This window comes from Corynebacterium sp. TAE3-ERU30 (assembly GCF_019209925.1).
GTDB lineage: Bacteria > Actinomycetota > Actinomycetes > Mycobacteriales > Mycobacteriaceae > Corynebacterium > Corynebacterium megadyptis.
In genome coordinates this window covers 187754-212075 of record NZ_JAHUTO010000004.1, presented here as the reverse complement: position 1 = coordinate 212075, position 24322 = coordinate 187754, and the positions used below count along the sequence as shown (strand labels likewise).

Below are 24322 nucleotides of genomic sequence, written 5' to 3'. Positions count from 1 at the left end.
CTCTTAGTACCTTTCCGGTCTCATATCACTGCCCGAATCGCGCAGCAGCCGCTGTATTTGGGGCCCAAGATAGCGGGCACTGTCCTGGTTCTCGGGGGCCTGCATCAGCTCCGCCACCGCGTCTTCGATACATCTAAAAGAAGTACGTTCGCAATAGAGAATCTCTTCAATCGCGTCCTTGTGCGCGAGAAGATCGTCGATCTCCTTAGCAAAGAAACTCTGCAGACGATCGAGATCATGGCGCTGCAACTGGAGTAGCGGCCCTATGCTGTCGCAGGCATGCACATCGCTGATCAACGCCACCAGTGCGCAGCGGGCGCGCAACCGCAGAATGTCATCGCTGAGCGTCGTGATTGCGGCGAGGCGATTCATCCGAATGACCATGCGGGTGTTTGTAACAGCATCCTTCGGTCCTTCGGTGTTGTACCACAGCGTCATCCTCTCCACGAAGACCCGCAGCGGCAGTCGGATCAAACGCAGATCGTCGTCTGTGACCACACATTCTCCGTTGTATATGCCACCTGGGGATAGCTCGGGGACAGGCGGTGGGGCCAGCGGCGCGGACGGAACCACGTCCCGCTCGAGGTCGGCCACAAACTCCTCATCGCTCAACGACAGCTCTGCGTCATCGACGGCCGCCCCCTGCGAGCTCGGCCATTCCTGCTGCAGGGGCCCCAGCTGCTCGAAGCTGAAAGAAGGATAGTCCTGCATGTCTCCAAAGGCGGCCGTGGCAGCGGAGGATCCTTGTTCGCCCAAGCTCATGCGTTCCTGTCCGCCCCATGCCGCACTGCTTTCCTCCTGCTGCGCGGACTCCTGTGGGGGCGCAGCGAGCGGTGCTGCGGCCGGGTCAGCCACAGCCGAGTCAGTCACAGCCGAGTCAGTCACAGCGGGGTCAGCCACGATAGGATCCGTCGCGCTGGTGCTGGGGGCGCGCAGCTCCTCCGGCAGCGGGGCGGTCACATCCAGCACCACCGCGTGTTCTGGCACCACCTCCCGCGCCAGTTCGACATGTTCCGCACGCACCGCCACCAGCTGGGCTTTCGTGCCGAGCATATCGGCGAGCCGCTCGGCGTTGTGGAAGGTGGCAAAGCTCGTGTTCTCCCCGTGGGCGCGATAGACCGCGGCCACCCACAGCGGAGATTCAGCCAGGGGGCAGGCCAGCACCACAGGGGCGCCGGTGCGCAGGGCCGCCACTGCGGCGTCCACATACTCCCGGCGCGGCCCGCCGCTGCTGTGGGCCGAGAGATTCTCCCACGGCACGGGCAGCTCGGCCGACTCGGCCGAGGCGGTGAGGAAGCGGCGCAGCACGACGTCGCTCAACGGCCCAGGCTCGGTGATCGCGGCGGGAAGCGCTGCGGCATCGACCTCTCGTTTGCCAAAGGGTGCAGGGATCTGTGGGGAATACATCATCCTGATCGGGTCCACCTGCGCGGCGGAATCGTGCACCTGCACAAAGGTGAACACATTGCCCGGCCTGCCAGAGGCGTCCTGCCCGGCATGGCAGGAGGCATAGAAGGCCCACACTGTATTGCCTTCGGCATCGCTTGTCGGCAGCCATGCGAAACGCCGATTAAGGTGCGCGATCTCCGCACTACTCGGGTAGTTTCCGAAGCGGGCGCCGTCGACAAGCGTGGAGGGAATAGTGGGACGCAGCTGCGCAATCAGCTGCTGGGTGATCCGCCCCGTGCTATCGCCCACGCCCCAACCACCGGCGCGGGTGGAGCTGCGGCCGAAGGAGGCGAAGCTGAAGGTGCCCAGTACGGGCGAGGACACAGACTCAGGGCTCATCGTATGCCTCCCGGATCGACCTCGAAGATCCGCGAATCATCGTCTACCACCACGCGCTGGGGCTCGTTCGGCCGGCGCCGCTCCGCATCGGCGAGAAAGACGCGCACATAGCCGTGCTGCGAGGGCTCCATCGTCGTGAACCAATAGGTTCCTGAGGCCTCGGCCGCGTCCCAGCTTGCCTCGAGCCGCTCCGGCACCATCTTCGGCGCCGGCTCATCAGGCTCAGAACGCGGGGACCACACCGTGCGGAGCCTTTCGCCATCACCGGCGTGCAGCGGCAGGCGGTCGCGGTTGAATACCAGCACAAAGCTCGGCGGGTGTTCATCCTCGACGCCGTCGCGCCACAGCCACACCCCGAGCAGATAGTTGCCGTTGTCGATGGTTGTGCGGATGCGGTAGCGATACGTCCACAAACCCTCATACTCGATGGTGGTGGTCTCGCCGGTCACCGCGGTGCCGCCGTAGTAGAAGCGCGGCTCCAACTCCACGGTGTCGCCAAGATTCTCCAGCTGGAGACGCACCCCACCCTGGCGGCGATAGTCCTCCTCCACGAGATAGTGATCGATGTGGCTGCTCCGCGAGCGCACGTGCACCACCGAGGCCCCCTTGGGCCAATCGAAGGTGACCAACTGGCTCGATACCCGCTCGTGCAGGGTCGTATCCTTAATCTTCTCCACGCGGTTGACCACCTGATAGTCACCCACCTGGAAGGAATCGCCCACCACGTGCACGGGCACGCAGAACACTTGCGACCACTCCCCCGGCCACTGCACCACGGTGCGGTGCTCCTCGCCGGGCTGATACTGGTCGATCTCGTCGAAGTCGAAGGTATGCACCCACTTAGTGGAGCCGAGGGCATCATCGTCGAGGATGTGCCGCTCCTCCACCGCCTCGAGCGCCAAATCTGCCTGGGGTGCCTGTTCGCTCAGATACACCCGCACCTCGCCCATCGAGGGCACATCCCACGCCAGGCTGATCCGGTCACCAGCGCTGCTGGGCAGGCGCACCGCTTCTTTCATCACTACCTTTTGAATATTCGCGGAAATCTGCACCTGCGCGATCTCCGAGCCCTCTCCCACGCGCCTACTGCCGCGGAATTCGAAAGTGGGAAAGAGCTGGAAGTCATAGGTTTTTCCGCGCTTGGCCACGGTGTGGGTGAAGTTGCGCAAGCCCACCCCGGAGGTCACCCGGTGGCTCGGATCATAGAGCGGGGTCACCGCGGTAGACACCCGAGCATAGACCTCGATATCGTCGATGCCCTGCGGCAGCGCCCAGGAGCCGGTGACCGTACCGTTTTTATCCTCCACCAGGGTGATATTGCGCGGCGGCAGGCCCAGCGCCTCCTCGCCCACGAGCTCCGGCTGCACGCCCAGCAGGCTCCGAGGGCTATCGCCCATATAGGCCCATACCGTGTAGTGCCGCATACCCACCGTGGGTGGAATCACCTCGCGGAAGGCGCGGCCGCGGGTATGCACCAGAGTCGTGCCCTCCTCTGGGCTGAGCGGGCCCTCGCCCACATTCCCCACGAGGCGGTAGAGCACGAAACTCGCAGCGGAGGGGACCTCATCCCAATAGACGAGCACCTGGGTGCCCGCATCGGTGACCTCTTCTACCTCTACCTTCACCAGTCCGCAGGGAGCGGCAACCTGGTGCGCGAAGGGTGCAAAACTGAAGCCACGCAGCTTCTCGTCCATGAAATCCGCCGGGTTTACCTGCGGCTTCGTCGGCTCCGGGCCCGCAGCGAAGTCCCATTCGTCCGCGACGCTTGTCGACGCCGCCTCCGCGCTGTCCTCCGCCGCTGCCGCGGTATCCACCAGCGCGGACTGCTCCGCCCTGGGTTCCGGGATCTGCTGGGATTCGCAGCTGAGCATCGCGGTCGCGGCGTCAACCTGCTGCGGGGTGGCGTCGCGAAGAATGGCGGCTACCCGCTCGCGAGACGGCGCCACTAGGCCACTGAGCTGGGCGATAGCGTCTGCGGGTAGATCAGTTACCCATCTATTGATCGCCATAGGGTCTCTCTTTCCTCAAACTTTCACAAGGCACTGTGCTTAGAGCAGGGTGGATGGTCCGGGGAATCCTTGGGAGTCATCCTCACCGCGCCGGTGCCCGCCAGGGGCGCCGTCGGGGCCGGGGAAGGTATCCGCGTCGGAGCGGTACATCGTCCACCCAAAATCTGCCCCCTGCGCACTGGGGTTGAAGTCCTCCACCTGCGCATCATCTTCGCTGAGCGGCACCAACAAGGAGAGCTTGGCCACCGCGCCGAACTGCTGCTTGAGCACGCTACGGGTGAGCGAACCGCGGCTGGAATCCGAGTGATAGGTCACGCTCTTGTCCTGATCGATCACGGTCGCGCCCCGGGTGGCGCCGAGGGCGCTGAGCGACTCTGCGGGGAATTCCACATCGGCGCGATCCGGCTCCATCAACCCAGAGAAGAACTCGCTGCGCTCCACGGTGCGTTCCTGGCCGTTCTCGTAGAAGATGGCCTGCGGCAGATAGCTCTGCACCGTGGCGGCGCTATTCTCCTGCGAGAGAGCGTCGATAAGGCGCTGCCGGTCCTGCTCAGACAGCTCCGGGATCGTGCGCATCGCACACTGGGCGAGCTGATCCAGCTCCGAGCCCGAACCGAGGCCGTTAAGGCTATAGAAATCGGTGACGCGCTGCTCGCGGCTGCCGGTGGTGGATGCCACCTGGCGGGCCAGCTCGCCCACGCTGCGCTCGAAGGCGCTGCCCGCCCAGCCCTCGCGGCACAAGGACTGCCGCAGCGTATGGGTGAGCTCGCGGCGCTTATCCGGATCGGCCACCGCGCGCCCCAGCCGAGCCGCACGCGGCAGACCGGCGGTGGGGATCTCCGTGGTGGTGCGGGTGGTACGCGGGGCCCCGAAGGGATAGGCGAGCACGCGGCCAAGCACCAAGGACCATGCCAAGAACTGCTGGTAGGCCCCAGTCAGGCGGGCCACATCGCCCAGTGCTGCGTGGTAGTTGTCCATGTAGATCTCGAGGTTTTCTTCCAGCAAGCGGCGTTGGCGAAGCAGGTCATAGACCCCGCGCCGCGCCCGGGCAAAGATCGCCATCTGCACCGCCACAATCACCGCCGTAGTCAGCACCGCAAGGAGCACCGTCCACTGCCAGTTCAGGCCCCGCCATTGCGGGAAAGGCACGCGCCAATCGGGCTTGTAGAAGCGGATGCAGCAGTAGATGAGCAGCAGCATGAGCACCGCCCATAGCCCGCTGAGCAGGCGCAGCTTCCTGGTCAAGCGGCGATTGATGGCCTCCGTATCCTGGCTACCAATCTGGCTGAGTTGCTGCCCGCAGGCCTGAGCGGCGTCGAAGGCGGCGCCCACCCGATGGCGGGCGTCGGAGAGACGATCCAGCAAACCGGAGCCCACCTCGGAGGCAAAGCTGGTGCCGCTCTCAGCGCGCCAGCGCTGGAAATCCTCGCGCAGGTCCAATACCTCGGGATTCGAGGTGCGGGAGACAGCCTTGGTGAGTTTCCTATCGAAGCTCCCCACCCGCACCGCATCGTAGGGGTGCAGGAACTTTTCCGATTCCTCGCGCTTCATAAACTCGTCCAGAATCGGCAGGCTGGCATCGAAGCCCTGCTCCGTATCCGGCACCACCTCGGCGGCGGTGCTCACCACGGCGGGATTGGAGTTATCCACCAGGTTCGGCAGCCGGTCATGCAAACGATCCGAGCCATCGATGAGGGTGAGCGAGGCCGCACAATAATCGGACCACAGGCTCGAGAGATTGGTCTGACTCGTGACGTTGATACCGGCCTTTCTGGAGGCGCCCAGCAGTCGCGCCGAGCTGGCGCGCAGCGCCTCCATCCCGGCCTCGCCGCTGCTGCCGCGGCCCTTCTGCCCCACCACGACGCGAATCATGCTTTCTTCTCCATAGAGATTCTTTTGCACCATATCCCGCATGCGATCCGCCATGCCCTGGTGGAGGGAGGAGCTCCAGATCGAGCGCGAGCCCACCGTGGCGCGGAAAAACTCGCGGAAGAAGGCCTTGAGTGCGGCCGCACCACTTTGCTCTACCTGTTCGGCGCTCTTCGGGGATTTCTCCTGGGTGATGAGCTCGGCCTGATGCGCCTGCAGCAACTCGCTTGCATAGCGACGCACCATCTCCTCGCTCTGCTGCTGGGGTACCGTTTGGCGCCCATCGCGCATATGCGTGACCGGGATATCCTCCCGCACGTTGATCACCGCGTCGCGGAGCTCTTCCTCGGCGGCACTGGCGTCTAAATTACGGAAGAAGCAGCGGGCCAGCACGAAGGAATCAGCCAGACCCTGAATGATCTCGCTGCCATCCTCCTTGAGCACGCCCACCACCGGCGCAGCCGTGAAACGACCGCAGAGCCCGAGCACGCTCGGGGCATAGGCGCGAGCCACCTCGAGGGGGCCATCGTCTTGTTGAATACGGCGCGAGGAGGTCAGAGGAGAATCCGCGTCGAAGGCGGTGAGCGCCACCGTGGCCCAGCCCTCGCGAGGGGCCGGCTCCGTGCTGGGCAGCGGCAGCTGCGGCAGCAGCAGGCGAACGCGGCGCACCGAGTTCTGCGCGGCCTCGGACTGGATCAGACGCATCCACCGATCCACGGCCGCATAATCGGTGTCCGGATCATTGGCGTCCACCACGTGCACCACCAAGGTCAATCCCCGGATATCCCGCAGTGCATCGGAAAGCGCCACGAAGCTCTCGCAGCCGCGGTGCTGCTCAGCGGGTTCCTCCATCAGCCGCACCGTCGAGTGCACGCCGCCGCGAGCGGGATCCTGGGCGCCGGCATCAATCCAGAAGGTGCGCGAGACATGCCCGAGCGTGGTGAGGTCCGCGGCCACGCCGCGCACCTCACCGAAGAGGCGACCCGCACCGATGAAGACAACATCTGTGTTTTTGGTGTAACTCACAACAAACCACCACCGAATCCGGAGAACTCATCATCATTGTCAGTCTGTGCCGAGCTGAAGCCGGTAGGAATACTGCTCGTGCTTTCCGGCTGCTCCGCCACTCGCTGCGCCTCATCGAGCAGCCCGTGCAAGAGATTGGCCATCTCCACCACATCCGCCGCGAAGTCGCGGTAGTAGGGCGTCTTCGAAGCGCGCTCGCGGCTGGTCGGATGCGCCCAGGACTTATCCACCGTGGAGGCGCTGGGGAAGCCCGTATTATCCACCGGCGCCAACATTTCCGCAGTGCGCAAGGCGCGGGCCAGGTGTTCTTCCACCATGCCGGCGCGCTCCGCGATGCTCGTGCCGCGGGTGCCATTGCGCTCGGCGGGCCACTCGCCGGTGCGCAGGAAGTGCGCCAAAGTATTCACTGCCGGGTGGCGCAGACCGCCATCGACATTGCTGGCCTTCTCCGGCGAATCATCAAAGAGCGCCCGCAACGCCCAGTAGGGGTGCAGGGATGCGCCGGGGGCGCCACTGCGATCCCGCTCATGGCTATTGGCATAGGCCAGCAGAATGGACTCCAACACCGCCGGCATCCAATCCACCTCATTGCGCATCTCCCCGGGGCCGGTGAGCATCGGCGAGGGGAAGTGGTACCAGCCCTCGGCGCGCTCCGCGGAGCCGCGGTGGGCGGGCAGGCGCCCATACACATGGGCCGCGGCGTCCGTGGTGCCCTGGTTGGTGATGAGGATGCGGCCAGTGGCCACACCCAGCAACCAGCCGCCGACGAGGGCCTTGCGCTCATCGATACTCAGCGGCAGCGCGGCATCAAGAGTGTGGGTGCGGCGCAGGTTCCAGAAATCGAAGCGATTGTGGCTGGCCTTGAACTCCTTCGCGATCTGCGGCAGCAGGGAGCTGAACACGATCGGCGAATAGTTCGGATAGGAGCCGAAGATATCGATGCGCTGAATATTGGTGCTATCGCGCAGGGCATTGTCGAACTTGGTGCGCGACTGCCCCTCGATCTTGCCCGAACTCAGGGTGCTCTCCAGCTCGGCGGCGACGCGCTGATCCTTGAAGGGGATCTCGGAGAAGGAATAACGGTAGGTGACTCCCTGCCCGTGTACCGCCTGCACCATCGTGGCGTCCACCGCGGCCAAGGGGCGCGATAGGGACAGCGCCTTGGCGAATTCGCTGCGCAGCCGGGCGATGCGCTGCTCGTACTCGGCGTCGCTCAGCATCTCATCTTGGGTCATGTAGCTACGCAGGTCTGCGGAGATAAAGCGCTCGAAACTTTCGCCTGGGCGCACCACCCACATGCGGGCGCGCTCGAGCAGGTCCTTCGGGCGGATGCGGGCCTTAAATACGGCATTGGAGCTTTCGCGGCTTTCCCCTGTGTTCTCGGGGTGGCGTCGCAAATGCTTGCTCGCCCAGCCCGCCCGGTTACCGCCGGGCACCTCGTCGGCGGGGCGCGCCAGAGTATCGCGCGGGGCCTTCACCGCATCGGTGGTCTCCCACTCGCCCTTGATGATGGTGCGGCTAACGCGGGAGGTGGCCTCGGCAAGATCGGTGACATTCGCGTCCTCGCCCGAGACTGCCTCCAGCAGCTGCGCCTCGAAATCAGCGGGGAAGTTATCCACCTCGGTAATCACGATTTCATTCACCGAGCCGCGGAAGCGATCACTGACCTTCTCATCGTGCGGCCGCGGCCACGCCGCCGGCTCATCGGTGGCCACATCCGCGAGATCCAGCGTGGACTCCTTGGCCTTATCGGCGGCGCGCACATCCTTGTGGGCGCGGTCCAGCTCATCGCGCAGGCGGCGCAGCACCCCGAAACGGAAATCCTCCAGTACCGGGCTGAGGCTACGGGCCAGCTCCACCACCATGGCAGTGCGCAGCTGCGGGCTGTAGCAGCTGAGGAGCTGCTCCACCACGGCATCGGCATTGTGAATACGCTTCTTCCCAGTGACCGGGTGCAGGGCTTGATCGGCATCAGCGGGACGTGCCGCCGGATCGAGTCCCTGGTGGCGCAGGATAAATTGCTCGGTGCCCGGCTGGAGTTTGTCTTTCACAATCACATCCAGCTCGGAGAGCATCTTCTCCACATAGGGAATTCCCAGCCGCGAGAGCTCTTCCTCGGCCTCGGCGAGCATGCTGTCCGTGATGAAGTCCGCCCAGCGATACACCGCGCTATAGGCCGATCGCTGCATGACCCTGCGGAGCTCCGTGCTCAGATAGGAGCTCCCCATCACGCTGTCTACCTCGTCGGCCCACTCTTGGCCCTTTTGGCCCTCCACCGGCGTGGGGATCTTCGAGCGCAGTACCGCCTGGGATTCGCTGACGGCGGCCTCCAGCTCCGCATGGAAAAGAACCTCGTACCAACTGCGAATGATGTCTGTGGTGGCGGCGCTCGTCACCAGCTGAGGGTGAATCTTCATCCGGTTCATGCTGTCCGGCAGGCGCTCAGCGAGGCGCTCCCGAAGCTGTTCCTCACCGGTGGAGTGATTGCGCGGATCGATGTGGCCGCGCAGCAATTGATCGAAGCTGGCGCGGGCAATGCGCTGCGCCGCATACTCCTTGTACTTATCGCGCCCCATGCTGAGCTGGGCGTAGCCCATCGAACCCCAGGGCAGGCCGGTCCACTTCAGCTTCTCGTTATCGGCCCAGCCGAGATAGGAGCGCTTCGCATCCGGGGCGCCCGCATTGCCGAGATCGTATTGCACGAAATCCGCGGACGCCTGCTCAGAGTAGACCAGACCAGACAGGGCCCGACCGAGCCCACGATAGATTTCCGAGGGCGAGCCCTCGCGGCCGAAACGCGCCCGCTCCTCACCCATGCGGCTACCAATGGGGAAGAGACGAGCAAAGGTGGAGCCTTGATCTGCGGTAGCGATACCCAGTGCGTGGTAGAGGGAGGCATCGGCCGCGGCGGCGGCCCCGGTTTGGGTGGCGAAGACCTCACCGAACATGGCCAGAGCATTGGGCCAGGCGCCACTCATGGCGTCCTTGGGCAGGGAATCGAATACCTCAGGTGTCAGCAGGAACACGGCGGTCTGCTCGGGCTTGGCATTGGGCAGCCCAGCGAGCACGCGGCATACATCCAAAAACATGGAGGCACCGGAGCCACCAGCCATGGATGAGACCACCAAGATAGTGGGATCCGATTCGCTCTTATCGGAGGAGAAACCTTGGATCTTGCGGTTGAGCTCGTTCAACTCCACATTGGCATCCGAGGTGTTCATATCCTCCAGTGCCTTGCGTAATTCCTCGCGGATCTTCTCCAGCTTGGGCAGGGTGAGCATGCGCCCCAGGGTGCGGCGCTGGGCGGCACCGGCGGAGATAGGAAGCTCAATGGCATTGGGCACCCGCGGCGCCCAGGTGGCGATGTCTTTGAGGCCGTCGCCGCGGGCGAGCTCCGCCGACACGGCGGCGTCGAAGGTGCGATAGGACTGGTGACTACCGATACCGATATAGCGGCCCCCAGCCTGCTCCACATTGGCTAAGCCGCTGGGCCCATCCTCGGCGGCCAGCGGGGCGTCGATAGAGACAAATTGCCACGCCTTGGGCAGGGTATCGCGCCCTGGCTCTACCTCTCGGATCAGCGCCTTGAGCTGATCCATCATGTAGGCCAAGGTTTTCGCTCCCGAGCCGCCACAGCCTACTACCAAAAACTTCCGCATCTTTTCATCTCTCCTTGTAGATATCTACCGTGTCTACTGCCGTATCCGTGTGCGCCTAGGAATCCCAGCCGCGGGAGTCATCTGACCAGCCGCCCGAGGAGGGGCGATGGGGCTTCTGATCCTCGTGTCCGCCCGAGTCCCAGCCGGTGCTGCGGGGCTGATCCCAGCCGCCAGCGCCGGTGTGTGGCGACCAGCTGCCGTCGCTTGTCGACTGCTGGGGCTCGCTGGGCCCGCCCCAGCTACTGGCCGCAGAGCCTGCGGCGGCCGTCTCTGCAGCGCCACTGCCGCCGCTGCTATCGCTGGCGGTGTTCTCGCCGCTGTCCTTCGCTGTGGTGTGAAGATCCTGGGCGAGGCGCGGCAGCTTCTCGCGGACCGAGCGTTCGATGCGCGCCACGGCGTCATCGGTGGCGAAACGATCGACGAGCACCACCACGGCGCCGGCCTCGGGGCGGCCCTGCTGCGGATAAAACACCCAGTGCTGGGCAAGATCCAAGGGCAGCACGGCGTTGTCACCCGAGCGGCGGCCATCATCGGGGATGGACGGCGCCTGCTGGGCGCGGGCCTGCGCAGAGCTGAAGGGGTTCAGCCCCAGGGCCACCCCAAAGCTCTTAGAGCCGATGGTGGCGTGCCGACCGCTGACCATCGTGCCGGTGGCGTCCATCAGCTCCCCGCGATCCACGTGGAAGGGGCGGCCGGTATTGCTCCGGATCACCTGGTGCTCCTTGATCTGCACGGGGATGGTGAGCGCGTAGATCTTCTTGCGGGTCAGGGTGCCGCTGAGATATTTGAAGAGGTACAAGATAGCCAGCGGGATGAGCAGCCCGAGCAGCAGCGCCACCACCATCACCAGCGAGAACACGGTGGTGTTCACGGGGGCGCGCATGGAGCCGGTCAGGGGGATATCTACCTCGGCCGTGCGGCCATCGCCATCGGCGCTCGCGAGGTTGAGCTGTAGGACGCCGGCCAGGGGGCCATCCGCCAGGTGCTCGCTATCAATGGTGAAGGACAGCGTGCCTTCTTCTCCCTTGGCGAGCTGTAGCGGGGCCTCATCCACCTGCACGCTCACGCCTTCGGCGCCCTCGGGCACGGCGTTAAGCACGGCTCCGCCGAGAGTGGCCTCTCCGGGGCCGGTGATGGGCACGGTGAATTGGGCGTGGGTCTCCTCCACTGTCACCTGCACCTCGCCCGGCACCACGGGCATATTTCGCGGGGAGATCGACACCGGGTACTCGGCCACGATCGGCGAGAGCGCGGTGCCCGGCGCATCATCGGTGCCCTTGGTGGTGATCTGGCTCCGCAGCGCGATCGTGCCGTTGACGGGCCGATCGATGGCGTCGAGAGGCACGGCCACGGGGCTGCCCTCGGCGATGGACTGCGCCTCGCCCAAGGGCAGCGGCGCGGCACCATCGGCGGCAACAAACATCGCCTCCAGCGCGGCCTCGCCCTCCAGATCGACGGCCTCGCCATCGCGGTTGAGCAGCTGCACCTGCAGCGGCTCCTCGTTGGTGATACCGGTCTTTTCGCCCTCGCTCAGGGCCGGAATATCGAGGTGCAAACCGGGCAGGATCTGCATCTTTATTTTGTAGCGGCCCTCTTTTTCCGGCGAGTCATAGCCGAAGGTCCACTCCCCTGCCCAGGCATCGGAGCCATTCTGCCGCAGCTCGGCGTCGATCATGCCGGGCAGCACCTGGTTGTCTCCCAAGACCTCTACCTCTGCCCCGGCGAGATCCTGCGTGCCGCTGCCGCCGAGATCAATGCGGTCACCGCGCGGGTTAATCAGATAGGGCTGAACGTTATCGCTGGCGCCGCGCTGCTGCGGCTGCGCGTCCAGGCGGATCTCATCGACGGAGTTATCCAGCACGAAGCGGAAGGTCTCTCCCATGCGCAGCTCGTCCTGCACGGATCCCGCATTGGGCAGGATGCCACGGAAGGCGCTGAAGAGCCCGGCCACATCGTCGGTGGCATTAAAGAAGGCACCATTGGCGGGGGCTCCGCCGCAGGCGGGGGTTTCGGCCATATCGCGCAGCAGCTGCTCTGGGGAATCGGTGCCGCGCGGAATCAGCCCCACGGTAAATAGCTGCACCCCGGACTGGCGGAGCTGGTTGACCGGCCCGGCCGCCGAGCACAGCTGGTCTGCGGCGGCGGCAGCCTCCTCGCCCGGGGTGGTGATGAGACCATCGGTAAAGAAGAGCACGGCACGGCAGGAGTCGCCATCGCTATGCGCGGCCATATCTGCCCCGGCCCCACGCAGCGCGGTCCCATAATCGGTGTAGCTTTGCTGGTCGCGCTCCGCGAAGATCTCCGCCGTGGAGGCGAGCGCATCGGCCTGGTTGGCCACATTGGCCCAGTCGCCATAGGAATCAGGATCGGACTCGTAGGTTTCGCCGAAGCCGGCGAGCTTGACGTTGATATCCGCATCCACGTCCTGGGCTGCGATGCCGAGCTGCCGGATGAGGTCCTGGGCGGCGGCCACGCGCACCGCGTCTGGGTCGGTGGCGGGAAGATCCTCGAATCCTGAGAGGGACTGGGACTCATCCACCACAAACATCAGGTCTGCGGACTTTTTCTGGGCGATACAGGAGTTCAGGCGCGCGATATTGTCTGCTGCGACTGGCGAGGGTGCCGGCGCTGCAGCTACCTGCGGCGCTGCTGCCACGCTAAGCGCCGCCGCCAGGGCGGCTGCACCACATCGACGAGACGATCCACGGCGCTGGGCGGGGTGGTTCACTGTGTTTCTCGATCCTTAGAGTAAAAGCAATGAAGATAAAAGAGGTGGCGTCGCTACGCTACGCACCGACCGTTTTAGAGATCGCTAGGGCGAATTCGAATGCGGTAATCACTACGCCCACAGCGCCTAAAGCCAAGGCTGCGCGCAGCAGCAACGTTTGTGTCGTGTTTTCCACATAAAAGCTCTCCGCTTTTCGACGATTATCTGCAATCTTGTGAAATCCAATGGCCACAAACGTGAGGATGCCGGCGCATACCCACCCCACGAGGGCATAGGTGCGGAATGCGGGATCGGTGGCCGTTCCCCCGAGCAGCGGGGCGGCGAGAGCGCAGAAAATTCCGAGCAGCGAGGTCAGCCCAGCCACGAGCAAGAGCGGCCACGGCCCCGATACCGGCTGGAGGCGCGGCGGCGGGGTTGCGGGGGCCGCGGGTTGGCTAAAGCTGGAGCCACCACCGAACCCAGGGGAGTCGGAAGCGGCCGAAGAAGAGGAGGGGACAGAATCCCAAGCCCGCGGCGCGGTATCGCCGCGGGAGTCTGCAGGCTGATCAGACCAAGAATCATGAAAATCCGATCCAAAAGTGGGACGTGACACCGTAAAAGATTCTCCTTAAAAAATAGGTTAGGGCCTCATAATAGCGCCACGGCGCGACACGCGCGCCCCTTTTTTCGCACTCCTATTCCCCTTTATTCACGCCAGTCGGCGGCAGGGAACGAGGAATACGGAAGAATCTTTGCGCGTTTTCGCACAGGTGAGCGAGGGGGAGGTATGCCTGCGGGCACCTACCCCCTCTCAGCCCAATTAGATGCTGAGGTCGAGCTCCGCACCCACCTGGGTGCTCACGCGCGCGGCGGCTTCCATGAGCATCCAGCCGCTGAGCTGAACCGACAGATCCCGCTCTGGGATGCCGGAACTGGTGAGCGCTCCGCCCACCTTGGCAGAGACCACACCGGCATTGCGTGGCAGCTGGGCATCCTCGGTCCACTCCGCCGGGAACACCGGCAGGCCATCGATTTCGAGGCGATATCCCCAGGCGGCCTCGGCGGATGCCAAAACCAGCCGCGCAGCGATCTTCTTGGTGGAGGTATTGCGCCCGCCATCATTCGGTAGATTCACGGCCACCTCGGCGAGGTAGCGGGCAAGAATGCCCTTGAACAGACCGCCATCGCCGCCGCGGTTCACCGTGGTGATCGCGCCACGATCATTAGCCAGTTCTTTGGCCACGGCGTGCACGAGCTGCCGCACGCGGGCCACATAATCCATGATGTCCTCGGCGCGGTCGGCGTCCTCGAGAGTCTCGATACGCGCATGGGGCTCCAGCCCTGCCTGGTTGCGCAATTGTTCGATAATGGCCATGCAGGCGCCCATGACCACGCCCTGGCAGTAGGGGTGAATGGGCTTGACGATTTCGGGGCCGTGCATGCGCATACGCACCCCATCCATGATCAAACCCTTTTCATTCATCAGGTTGTCAAAGATCCAATCCGTCATGGTGCGGGCCTCGTCCACATAGCCGGTGCGGGCCAGCATGATCGCGGCGGGGCCGTTGGTGGGCACGTTGAAGAAGTTCTCCCCCTCCCGCCAGGGCAGCACGCCGAGACCGGGGTCCACATTGGCGCGCAGGTTCTCCTCCAGCTCCGCCGCATAGGCGGGCGCGGAGAGCGAATGCACGGTATCCATGCGCCGCAAGGCAAGGGCCAGCCACGCTTTATCGTCGTAGTACTTATTGCGGCTCAGCTTGTAGATATTGCGCACTCTGATCCCACGCACCGTGTGCTGGATGCGTTTCCGGCGGGGCCGAGTGGAGGTACGCAGCGCCGCATCAATCTGGCAGTCCAGATAGTGCGCCTGCCACCAGTAGTGCCAATGCAGCATGAGCTTTTCCTTCACGCCCCCAGGCCAGGCCACTTCGGCCAGGTTGGTGCGCGGCAACGCCCACAGCCCAGTGGCGTGACGATCCTCAATCGCTGCCTCGGCTAGGTCAGCGCGGTGAATCCACTTCTCGGGCACGGTAGTTGTCCTCATTCCATCAAGGTCACGAGCAGCGACCGCCCACGGGGGGCGGAAACTGGTGGATACGCCCCTGGCCCGTACAGGGATTAGGGCGCAGCGTGTGCAAGCCACTGCCAGAGCGCGGTGGCTTCAACTCACGTTCTACACTTTCTCTAATTGAAACGGTAACAGAAACGACACATACCTGTCGTGGCCTGCGCTAACGCTATTCTTTGGGACCATAAGCTACGGGTGAGTATGTGCCGGTCTGCGCGGTTACCAGGAATGGCGCAGATCGGCGTGTTGGCGAATCCAGGTATGCATGGCGATGCCGGCGGCTACCCCGGCGTTGATCGAGCGCGTCGACCCAAATTGGGCGATCGAGCAGGTCATGATCGCCCCCTCTTGGGCTTGGGGGCTGACCCCGGGGCCTTCCTGCCCGAAGAGCAATAAGCAGCGCTCGGGCAGCTCGGCGGTTTCCAGCGGCACGGAGCCGGGCACATTATCGATGGCCACCACGCTGAGATCCTGCTCGCGGGCAAAGGTCAGTACCTCGGCCACGCTGGAGTGATGGCGCAGGTGCTGGTAGCGGTCGGTCACCATGGCACCGCGGCGATTCCACCGCCGCCGGCCCACGATATGCACCGTGTCCACGGCAAAAGCATTGGCGGTGCGCACCACCGTGCCGATATTCGAGTCATTCTCGAAGTTCTCGATAGCGATGTGTAGCTGGTGCCGCCGGGAATCGATATCGGCGACGATGGCCTCCATCGTCCAATAGCGGTAGGCGTCCACCACATTGCGGCGATCGCCCTCCGCCAGCAGCCGAGGATCATAGCGGGAGTCCGTGGGCAGCGGCGTATCGGGATACTCCTCCGCCCACGGCCCGAGACCGCGGGGCGCCTCGAACCACTCGGTGGGCCCGCGCCCCGAGGAACCCTCCGGTTCCGGTGTCTGCTGCTTAGGCAAGACCAAGATCCTCCAAGCCCAGCAGGTAGCGGTAGTCGAGGCCTTCTGCGGCGATCACATCGGCGGCACCGGTGGCGCGATCCACCACCGTCGCTACCGCCACGACCTCGGCGCCGGCCTCACGCAGCGCCTGCACAGCGGTGAGCGGGGAATTGCCGGTGGTGGTGGTATCTTCCACCACCAGTACCTTCTTGCCCACCACATCAGGGCCCTCGATACGGCGCTGCATACCGTGCTTCTTTGCTTCCTTGCGCACCACGAAGGCGTTAATCTCACGGCCCTCGGCGTGCATCACGGCGGTCGCCACCGGGTCAGCACCCAAGGTGAGCCCGCCGACGCTGACATAGTCCAGGTCCTTGGTCTCTTCCCGCAGCAGGGCCCCAATCAGCCGGGAGGCCCGGTGGTGCAGCGTGGCGCGGCGCAGGTCCACATAATAGTTGGCCTTCTTCCCCGAGGAGAGCGTGACCTCCCCGTGCACCACGGCCAGTTCTTTCACTAGCTCTGCCAGTTCTGCCTTTGCAGCCGCAACGTCCATTCTCGCGCTCATTTCCTAGTTGTTAGTGGTGGTGTTCTCATCCGCGTCGCCGCCCTCATCTGCGGCCGCGTCGCGCTCGTCCTGCACGGGCGTCTCCGCCTCGTCCTGGGCCGCAGAGTCATTGAGACGCGCGGCGAACTCGGGGGTGAAGCTGGTGCCCAGCTCTGCGGAGATGTCATTAAAGATAGACGAGGACATTCCCGTATCGCGCAGCACCTTGGTGCCATCGAAGCCGGTGTGCTCGCGGCTATCACCGGAGGCGATGGGGGCGATGTCATCGGTGCCCACACCGCGGGAGCTCACGACCCCGCGCGATACCTGCTGGGCGCGGCTCGGCAGCTCCACCGGCTCTTCGGGGCGGGTGACCACGGCGGGGCGCGGGTCGGAGAATTCCTCCGGCACGCTCACCTCATCCAGCTCGATGGGTTCCACCACCGGCCGGGAAGGATCGCGATCCTCCAATTTCAGATCCAGCAGCGCGCCGCGGCGGGGCGGCAGCGCGCGGGCGGCGTCGGCAAGCATAGAGAGCGGCTGGCACACCGCATCCCAATCCGGCGACTGCGAGTGGGGCTGGAATTGGGCGAGCACCCAGTTGCCCTCGCACCACACGGCGGCAACGGCCGGCGGCAGGGCCTCGAGGGCGGCGTGGACGCGCTCATCGAGGAAGCGCTCGGCCACATCGACTTCGCTGGCCACCACGCGCAGCTCGTGCAGCTCGCCGACGGGCAGCAAATCCTCACCGGTGCCGGGGGCATCCTCCGCGCTGGCGCGACGGGCATCGATCACCACATCAGAGACCGAGCCGCGGCGCATCGCCATCACGCATACCCCGCCGAGATCCACCAGGTGCATCTCGTGGCCGCAGGCGGTGCCGCTGACCACGTTGCGTGCTACCGCGCCTGTGGCGGCCGCGCCACGCGACCACTCATCGCTGAGGAACTCATCGCTTTTAGCGAAGAAGTAGTCATGCTCCTTGGCCCAGTCGCGCCGCTCACGGCGCGCGGAGTTCATAAACCCGGGCAGGGAGAAACGGCGCTTCGAGGCCGCGGTGGCCGGTGCCGTGTCGGCGCCAGCCTGCTCCTCGTTCTCCTCGTGTCCCTCGGGAGCGTCGGGATCTGCGGAGTCCACGGGCTCGTCGGGCTCGGCGGTGGGCGCCTGCGGCGCTGGCTTTGCCTCCTCGTCCGGGTGCGAGGCCGGAAGATCATAGAGAGCCTCCTCGGCGTCCACATCCACCTCGGTTTCTTCCTCGGCGTAGATGGCCGTGGCACCGTCGGGGGCGGGCGCAGGTTCGGCAGACTCGGCGGCTGCAGGCTCGCCAGGCTCGGCAGCTGCAGGTTCAGCGAGCTCGGCGGGCTCGTGTGGCCCCTCCTCTGCTGCGGGCTGCGGCTCCGAGTGCTCGGCCGGGGCGGGCGCGGTGTCAGCGACCGGCAGCGGCGCGGCGGCAGCATCATCCGCCGCGGGGCGCTCAGGCGCCTGCTCGTCCTCGACGGGACGATCGGCGTCGCTGGTGCGGGACATCTCGCGCGGGGCAGTGCGGGTGCGGCGTTTGCGATCTACAACGAGCAGCCAGAGGCCGACGAGGAAGAGGAGTGCCGCAACGATAAAGATAACTAGGTTCATCGCTCACCTAGCTTAATCTCTGCTGAGCGGCGGTGAAACTAATTTCGCACACACTCCGACACACTGGCGACGTCGCCACGCTCCACGGGGTTGCTGGCATCGGCGCACCACTGGGACCAGCCACCGGGATAGAGAGCCGCGCCATCGAGTCCGGCGAGGTGCATGGCGAAGATCGCTTGGGAGCTGTGCACGCCCGAACCGGAGATCATGATGGTCTTCATGCCCGGCGTGATGCCCGCTTTGTCAAAGATCTCCCGAATGTCCTCTGGGCTGCGATAACGATTGTCCTCGGTGAGGAAGTCGGTGACGGGAATATTCACCGAGCCGGGGATGTGGCCGGCCTTGAGATCGAGGAATTCCTTGCGGCCCGCGAAGCGGTTGCGGGAGCGGCAGTCAATGAGCACGGCATCGCCGGTAGTGGCGGCGCGCTGCACGTCCTCATAGTCGGCGACGGCCAGATTGCCCAGGTGCGGGCGGATATTAGAAAACATGGGCAGGTTGCCCGGCCCACCGATGATCTGGTGCCCGTCTGCTTCCCATGCGGCCATGCCGCCGTCGAGCACGCACACATCCTGCACGCCCGCCCAGGTCAGCACCCACCAAGCGCGGGCTGCGAAAAGCCCATTGCCTTCGTCGTAGACCACAACTTTTTGATCGGTATTAATGCCCCACCGCACGAACCACCTAGCTAGCTGGGCGGCGTCCGGAAGCGGGTTGCGTCCCTCCGCGCGGGAGGGAACACCGGCCAGTGCGTGCGCGGTATCGCAGTAGAGGGAGGTGGGGATGTGTTCGGAATTGAATTTGTACAGGCCTTCTTTTTCGCCTGCTCGCCAGAAGGATGCAAGGAGGGTGGTCTTGCGGCCAAAGCGGATGCGGTCTGCCAACTCATCAGGGGTGATGGTGAGATTCATAGCTGCCAGCCTAAGCCACACCACGCCTTTGTGCAGGTTGAGGCGGTTTTCAGAAAGATCAACGGGCAGAAGTTTTGTACTTTTGCGGCTGTTAGGACTGTCCCCTGATATCCCCCAACAGGCGCTCCTCATCAGACCTTCCCCCTATCAGGAGGGGAAATCGGCGCGCCATGCGGTACATTCCACGTCTAAAAAGTGTGAATGTGATCTGTTCTGGGATTCCAGATCACGGCCTCGTGGGCGCGTGCCCGCAGGTCCCCGCGCTAGCCGCGGGTCGCGGCGATGCGATCGAGCTGTGCCTGCGCCAAGGTCTTGACGCTGTTGAGCTCGATACCGCGGGCCAGCACAACCACATTCCCGGTGCGCCCCCGCACAATATAGGTCCGGTGTCCTTCTTCGGCCGAGGAACCATCGACCCACGTCACTGTGGAATAGGCCTGCACATCCTCGGCCCCGCTCAGCGTCACATCGTCGATGGCGGTGTTCTGAAAGTGCTGCGTCACGCTATAGCCAACATCCACCCCACCCACGGGCATCGTGGCGCTGTAGTCGAGGCAGTTCTCCGCAAGGGCACCGTGCTCACCCAGGGCCTCGGCGTCCGCGATCAGCACCGAATAGGCCTCGAGATCGGCATTATCCGTATAGTCCTCGGGCTTGGGCTGCCACATCACCACATTCGCGGCCTCGGGTTTCTCGGCCACGAGCGCGGTAATGAAGCTCTCGCCGAGCGCCACCTCGGCGCATTCTGCCGGCTCTGTGCGCAGCTGTTCCTCTTGGTACTTCTGGCTGCGCGCCAGCTCCGTGCGCTCCTCATCGCTGAGCGCGGCATAGTCCTGCCCATAGTTGGCGTAGCGCAGATGCGGCAGCATCTCCCCTTCTTGCAGGGTGGCGGCAGCGATATCCACGGGTTCCGCCTGCTGCACTGCACTTGTCGACGTCGTCTCCTCCGGCTGCTGTCCCTCCTGCTCATCCGTAGAGCACGCTGCCACGCTCAGCAGGAGGGGCGCCAAGGCAATGCCGGCGCAGAGGCGGTGGACAGGGCCGGAGAAGATTCGATGCATGCGCGCTATTCTATGCCACCGGCGACCGCGGGCGCGCGCCAGCGCGCACCCGCCCACCAGCCGGCGAGGGGACAGCCGGCTCAACCACGGCTCTTAGGAGCTCAGCTCGAGGTCCTCGCCGCCCTCGGCGACATCCACGTGCACGGTGTTGCCATCGTGGATCTCTCCCGCCAATAGCTTGCGGGCGAGCTGGTCGCCGATGGATTTCTGGATGAGTCGGCGCAGCGGCCGGGCACCATAGGCGGGGTCGTAGCCGCGATCGGCCAACCAGTGCTTGGCGGCATCGGAGACCTGCAGTGTGAGCTGCCGGGCGGCGAGCCGCTCCGCCAGCTGGTTCACCTGGATCTCCACGATGTGGGTCAGCTGCTCCTGGGTGAGGCTATCGAAGATCACCACATCGTCGAGGCGGTTGACGAACTCCGGCTTGAAGGTGCGCTTCACGGCGTCCATCATCTGCTCGTGGCTGCCGCCGGCGCCCAGGTTCGAGGTCAGAATCAGCAGGGTGTTACGGAAGTCCACCGTGCGACCCTGACCATCGGTGAGGCGGCCGTCGTCAAGCACCTGGAGCAGAATGTCGAATACATCCGGATGCGCCTTTTCTACCTCGTCGAAGAGAACGACGGTGTAGGGGCGGCGGCGCACAGCCTCGGTGAGCTGGCCGCCGGCATCGTAGCCGACGTATCCCGGAGGGGCACCCACCAGGCGAGCCACGGAGTGCTTCTCCCCATACTCGGACATATCGATACGCACCATGGCGCGCTCATCGTCGAAGAGGAACTCGGCCAGGGCCTTCGCCAGCTCGGTCTTACCCACACCGGTGGGACCGAGGAAGAGGAAGCTACCCGTGGGCCGGTTCGGATCGGCCACCCCGGCGCGGGCCCGGCGCGTGGCATCGGAGACTGCCCGCACCGCGTCCAGCTGGCCGACCACTCGCTTGCCCAGCACACCTTCCATGTGCAGGAGCTTCTCGGTTTCGCCCTGCATCATCTTGCCGGCGGGAATACCCGTCCACGAGCTGACCACCTCGGCGATCACATCGGGAGTGACCTCCTCGGCCACCATGGCGTTGTTCTGGCCATCCTTCACCTGCGACTCGGCGGCGGCGACCTTCTTCTCTACCTCCGGGATCTTGCCGTAGCGCAGCTCGGCCACCTTGCCATAGTCGCCGTCGCGCTCCGCGATCTCGGACTCAGAACGCAGCCGCTCGAGTTCTTCCTTGGCATCGCGCATCTCATCGATCGCGCTCTTCTCATTGGACCAGCGCGCCTTCAGCTCGCCGAGCTTCTCGCGCTCATCGGCCAGCTCCTCGCGCAGCTTCGCCAAACGCTGCTGCGAGGCCGCATCGCTTTCCTTCGCCAGTGCCATCTCTTCGATTTCCAGGCGCCTAACGATGCGCTCGAGCTCATCGATCTCCTGCGGGGAGGAGTCGATCTCCATGCGCAGCCGAGAGGCCGCCTCATCTACCAAGTCGATCGCCTTATCGGGCAGGAAGCGGTTGGTGATATAGCGGTTGGACAGCTCGGCGGCGGCCACCAGGGCGGAGTCCTGGATGCGCACACCATGGTGCACCTCATAGCGCTCCTTGAGCCCGCGCAGAATGCCTACGGCATCATCCACCGAGGGCTCGCCGACATACACCTGCTGGAAGCGGCGCTCGAGCGCGGCATCCTTTTCGATGTATTTGCGGTACTCCTCCAAAGTGGTGGCACCAACGAGACGCAGCTCGCCGCGCGCCAGCATGGGCTTAATCATGTTGCCGGCATCCATGGCGGAATCGCCCGTGGCGCCCGCGCCGACAATGGTGTGGAGCTCATCAATAAAGGTAACAATCTCGCCCTCGGCGCCCTTGATCTCATCAAGCACCGCCTTGAGCCGCTCCTCGAACTCGCCGCGATACTTCGCTCCGGCCACCATCGAGCCCAGATCCAGGCTGATGAGGGTCTTGCCGCGCAGCGACTCCGGCACATCGCCGGCCACAATGCGTCGCGCAAGCCCCTCCACAATGGCGGTTTTACCCACACCGGGTTCACCAATGAGCACGGGGTTATTCTTCGTGCGGCGCGAGAGCACCTGCACCACACGGCGAATCTCGGCGTCACGGCCGATCACGGGATCAATCTTGCCCTCGCGGGCGCGGGCCGTGAGATCCGTGGAGTATTTTTCTAGCGCCTGGAACTGGCCCTCGGGATCCTCGGTGGTCACCTTGTGCCCACCGCGCACCGAAGGAAAGGCGTTTTTAATCACGTCATAGGTGGCGCCGGCACCCTGCAAGAGCTGGGCGGCGTCATCCTTGCCGCGAGCAATCGCAGCCAGCAGCACCTCGGTGGAGACAAACTCATCGCCCAACTCGCCGGCCAGTTCCTGGGCGGCGGTGAGGGCATTGAGCCCATCGCGGTTAAATTGCGGATTTGCCATCCCCTGCCCCTCGGCACTGGGATAGGACGTCACCAGATCCCGCGCCTTGGCAGTAATAGCCTGCGGATCAGCACCCGCTGCCTTGAGCACCGGGGAGGCAATGCCCTCCTCCTGTTCCAGGATGGCCACCAAGATGTGGGCGGGACGGATATCGGGATTCCCCTCGGCGCTGGCGAGCTTCAGGGCTTCCTGTAGCGCCTCAGAGGTCTTTGTTGTGGGGTTAAACCCTGCCATGGTCGTTCTTTCCTCTCATTAATCAGTGTCGTTATATCTTGCCCACGCGGCGGGAGCGCCGTAGGTGGCGTCGATAAGCGCCGTGCGCCATCGCCTCGTGGGGGATTCACTCTCTATAACGCACCAAAACTTGAGTCTGTTCCACTCAAGCAGAAATATTTTCAAAAAAAGTTGAGCAACCCACCCTCAACTCTGGCTTCAGTTCCCAGCTCACTGCGAAATGGTGCAGAATAGGGCCATGGCCACAGAGGATCTGAGTGATATCGCAGAGCGCCTTGTCTCCCGTGCAGAGGCGTTTCGAACCACCACCTATGAGCGACTCATAGCCGCTCTCCCCGATCTCGCCATCCTCTTCTCCGCCACGCCGCAACAACGCCACTACTTTCTCGTACCCGTGCTCGAGAAACTACTGCGCAACACCCCCGCCAGCGGCGAGCTCACCCCACGCATGCAGCGCATCATCGCCCAGCTGGGGCGCGATCACCGTAAATTCCGGGTGCCGGTGCACGTCCTGCCCGAGTTCGGCCGCATCATCAACCGCGGCATCCTCGACAACTGCGCCGATATGTCCGTCGGCCACGTGCTCGGCGCCCAAGAAGCGGTGAGCAAGGCCTGCGACATCATGGCCTCGGCCATGATCGCCGAGGAACATCGCGGCATCCCCGCACTGTATCGGGCGGAAGTGGTGGAAGTGGAGCGCCGCACCAAGCGCGTCAGCGTGGTGCGCGTGGTCACCGACCGGCCCATCCCCTACCGGGCGGGGCAGTTTGTGCCCTGCAATGCCAACCTCATCCCCGGCGAATGGCGCTTCCTCTCGCCTGCCAACCCCAGCAACCCCCAAGGCTTCATCGAGTTCCACGTGCGCATCAACCAGCGAGGACGCTGCTCGCCCATGTTCGGTCTCGCCCGACCCGGCGATGTGTGGTGGATCGGCAACCCCCTCGGCACCCTCGCCATCCCCGGCGACCGTGACGTGCTCATGCTCGCCCACACTCATGGCCTCGCACTGCTGCGCTCGATGATCTTCGATCTCGCCGAGCAGCAAATGCGGGTGCACGCCCACTCCGTGCTCAGCGCAGGCGATAGCACCGCCGCCACCGCCGTGCACACCCCACCCAATGTGACGCTGTTCTATGGCGCCGAGTTCCCCGCCGAGCTCTATGATCTCTCCACGCTCATGCAGCTCTCCGCCAGCCATCCCTGGCTGCGGGTATATCCCTGCGTGGACTCCCCCGACAACCCCTACTGGGCCCACGACACCACCTACTCCCAGCTACCGACGGGGCTGAACCTCAATATCGGCTCCCCCACCGAGGTGGCCATGCGCACCACCCCGCCCGTGCACGCCGGGTCGCACTCGGCGCTGCGCGCGTGGCGCAACCACGACATCTTCATCCACGGCGGCGGCGACTTCATCCTGCCGGCGCGGACGCGGCTGCTCGACACCGGAGTCGATCCGGCGCGGATTCACACCATCCCGCTCGGGTAGCGCAGAGAGCAGGCGGCGT

14 protein-coding genes are annotated in these 24322 nt (G+C 64.6%); 1 reads left to right on the top strand and 13 read right to left on the bottom strand.

What is annotated here, in order from left to right:
* Positions 1 to 3 precede the first annotated feature (3 nt).
* From KR227_RS09165 to clpB, 13 genes are all read right to left on the bottom strand, one after another.
* Positions 4 to 1788: a hypothetical protein gene (locus tag KR227_RS09165; protein WP_218365055.1), complete on the bottom strand. Its 1785-nt coding sequence runs from the start codon at positions 1786 to 1788 to the stop codon at positions 4 to 6.
* Positions 1785 to 3797 (bottom strand): hypothetical protein, encoded by a 2013-nt coding sequence (locus tag KR227_RS09160; protein ID WP_218365054.1) that lies wholly within the window; start codon positions 3795 to 3797, stop codon positions 1785 to 1787. The genes KR227_RS09165 and KR227_RS09160 overlap by 4 nt, the downstream gene beginning before the upstream one ends.
* Before the next feature lie 39 nt (positions 3798 to 3836).
* The gene (locus tag KR227_RS09155; protein ID WP_218365053.1) at positions 3837 to 6692 is read right to left on the bottom strand and encodes a hypothetical protein; all 2856 of its coding nucleotides are present in this window, start codon (positions 6690 to 6692) and stop codon (positions 3837 to 3839) included.
* Entirely contained in the window at positions 6689 to 10351 is a 3663-nt protein-coding gene (locus tag KR227_RS09150; RefSeq protein WP_218365052.1) for a tubulin-like doman-containing protein, read from the bottom strand. Before KR227_RS09150 ends, KR227_RS09155 begins: the two co-directional genes overlap by 4 nt.
* Positions 10352 to 10406: 55 nt before the next feature.
* A complete protein-coding gene (locus tag KR227_RS09145) occupies positions 10407 to 13079 on the bottom strand; it encodes a vWA domain-containing protein (RefSeq protein ID WP_218365051.1) in 2673 nt (890 codons plus the stop codon).
* Positions 13080 to 13137: 58 nt separating this feature from the next.
* Positions 13138 to 13671: a hypothetical protein gene (locus KR227_RS09140; RefSeq protein ID WP_218365050.1), complete on the bottom strand. Its 534-nt coding sequence runs from the start codon at positions 13669 to 13671 to the stop codon at positions 13138 to 13140.
* 207 nt (positions 13672 to 13878) lie between these two features.
* On the bottom strand, positions 13879 to 15087 hold the full coding sequence (locus KR227_RS09135) for a glycoside hydrolase family 76 protein (protein WP_218365049.1): 1209 nt from the start codon (positions 15085 to 15087) through the stop codon (positions 13879 to 13881).
* 258 nt (positions 15088 to 15345) lie between these two features.
* The gene (locus tag KR227_RS09130) at positions 15346 to 16038 is read right to left on the bottom strand and encodes an RNA methyltransferase (RefSeq protein WP_218365048.1); all 693 of its coding nucleotides are present in this window, start codon (positions 16036 to 16038) and stop codon (positions 15346 to 15348) included.
* Positions 16031 to 16573 (bottom strand): orotate phosphoribosyltransferase, encoded by a 543-nt coding sequence (gene pyrE, locus KR227_RS09125; RefSeq protein WP_151549700.1) that lies wholly within the window; start codon positions 16571 to 16573, stop codon positions 16031 to 16033. The genes KR227_RS09130 and pyrE overlap by 8 nt, the downstream gene beginning before the upstream one ends.
* Positions 16574 to 16588: 15 nt before the next feature.
* Positions 16589 to 18193: a hypothetical protein gene (locus KR227_RS09120; RefSeq protein WP_218365047.1), complete on the bottom strand. Its 1605-nt coding sequence runs from the start codon at positions 18191 to 18193 to the stop codon at positions 16589 to 16591.
* A 38-nt stretch (positions 18194 to 18231) separates the two neighbouring features.
* A complete protein-coding gene (locus KR227_RS09115; RefSeq protein WP_218365046.1) occupies positions 18232 to 19104 on the bottom strand; it encodes a sulfurtransferase in 873 nt (290 codons plus the stop codon).
* A gap of 263 nt (positions 19105 to 19367) precedes the next feature.
* Entirely contained in the window at positions 19368 to 20165 is a 798-nt protein-coding gene (locus KR227_RS09110) for a hypothetical protein (protein WP_218365045.1), read from the bottom strand.
* A 93-nt stretch (positions 20166 to 20258) separates the two neighbouring features.
* Positions 20259 to 22814 (bottom strand): ATP-dependent chaperone ClpB, encoded by a 2556-nt coding sequence (gene clpB / locus KR227_RS09105; RefSeq protein ID WP_218365044.1) that lies wholly within the window; start codon positions 22812 to 22814, stop codon positions 20259 to 20261.
* A gap of 238 nt (positions 22815 to 23052) precedes the next feature.
* Between clpB and KR227_RS09100 the strand changes: the two genes are divergently transcribed.
* Positions 23053 to 24303 (top strand): FAD-binding oxidoreductase, encoded by a 1251-nt coding sequence (locus tag KR227_RS09100; RefSeq protein WP_218365043.1) that lies wholly within the window; start codon positions 23053 to 23055, stop codon positions 24301 to 24303.
* Positions 24304 to 24322 lie beyond the last annotated feature (19 nt).

Excerpts from the sequence above, each read along its gene's own strand:
- KR227_RS09165 (WP_218365055.1), bottom strand. The coding sequence starts at position 1,788 with ATGAGCCCTGAGTCTGTGTCCTCGCCCGTACTGGGCACCTTCAGCTTC.
- KR227_RS09160 (WP_218365054.1), bottom strand. The coding sequence starts at position 3,797 with ATGGCGATCAATAGATGGGTAACTGATCTACCCGCAGACGCTATCGCC.
- KR227_RS09150 (WP_218365052.1), bottom strand. The coding sequence starts at position 10,351 with ATGCGGAAGTTTTTGGTAGTAGGCTGTGGCGGCTCGGGAGCGAAAACC.
- pyrE (WP_151549700.1), bottom strand. The coding sequence starts at position 16,573 with ATGGACGTTGCGGCTGCAAAGGCAGAACTGGCAGAGCTAGTGAAAGAA.
- KR227_RS09120 (WP_218365047.1), bottom strand. The coding sequence starts at position 18,193 with ATGAACCTAGTTATCTTTATCGTTGCGGCACTCCTCTTCCTCGTCGGC.
- KR227_RS09115 (WP_218365046.1), bottom strand. The coding sequence starts at position 19,104 with ATGAATCTCACCATCACCCCTGATGAGTTGGCAGACCGCATCCGCTTT.
- KR227_RS09110 (WP_218365045.1), bottom strand. The coding sequence starts at position 20,165 with ATGCATCGAATCTTCTCCGGCCCTGTCCACCGCCTCTGCGCCGGCATT.
- clpB (WP_218365044.1), bottom strand. The coding sequence starts at position 22,814 with ATGGCAGGGTTTAACCCCACAACAAAGACCTCTGAGGCGCTACAGGAA.
- KR227_RS09100 (WP_218365043.1), top strand. The coding sequence starts at position 23,053 with ATGGCCACAGAGGATCTGAGTGATATCGCAGAGCGCCTTGTCTCCCGT.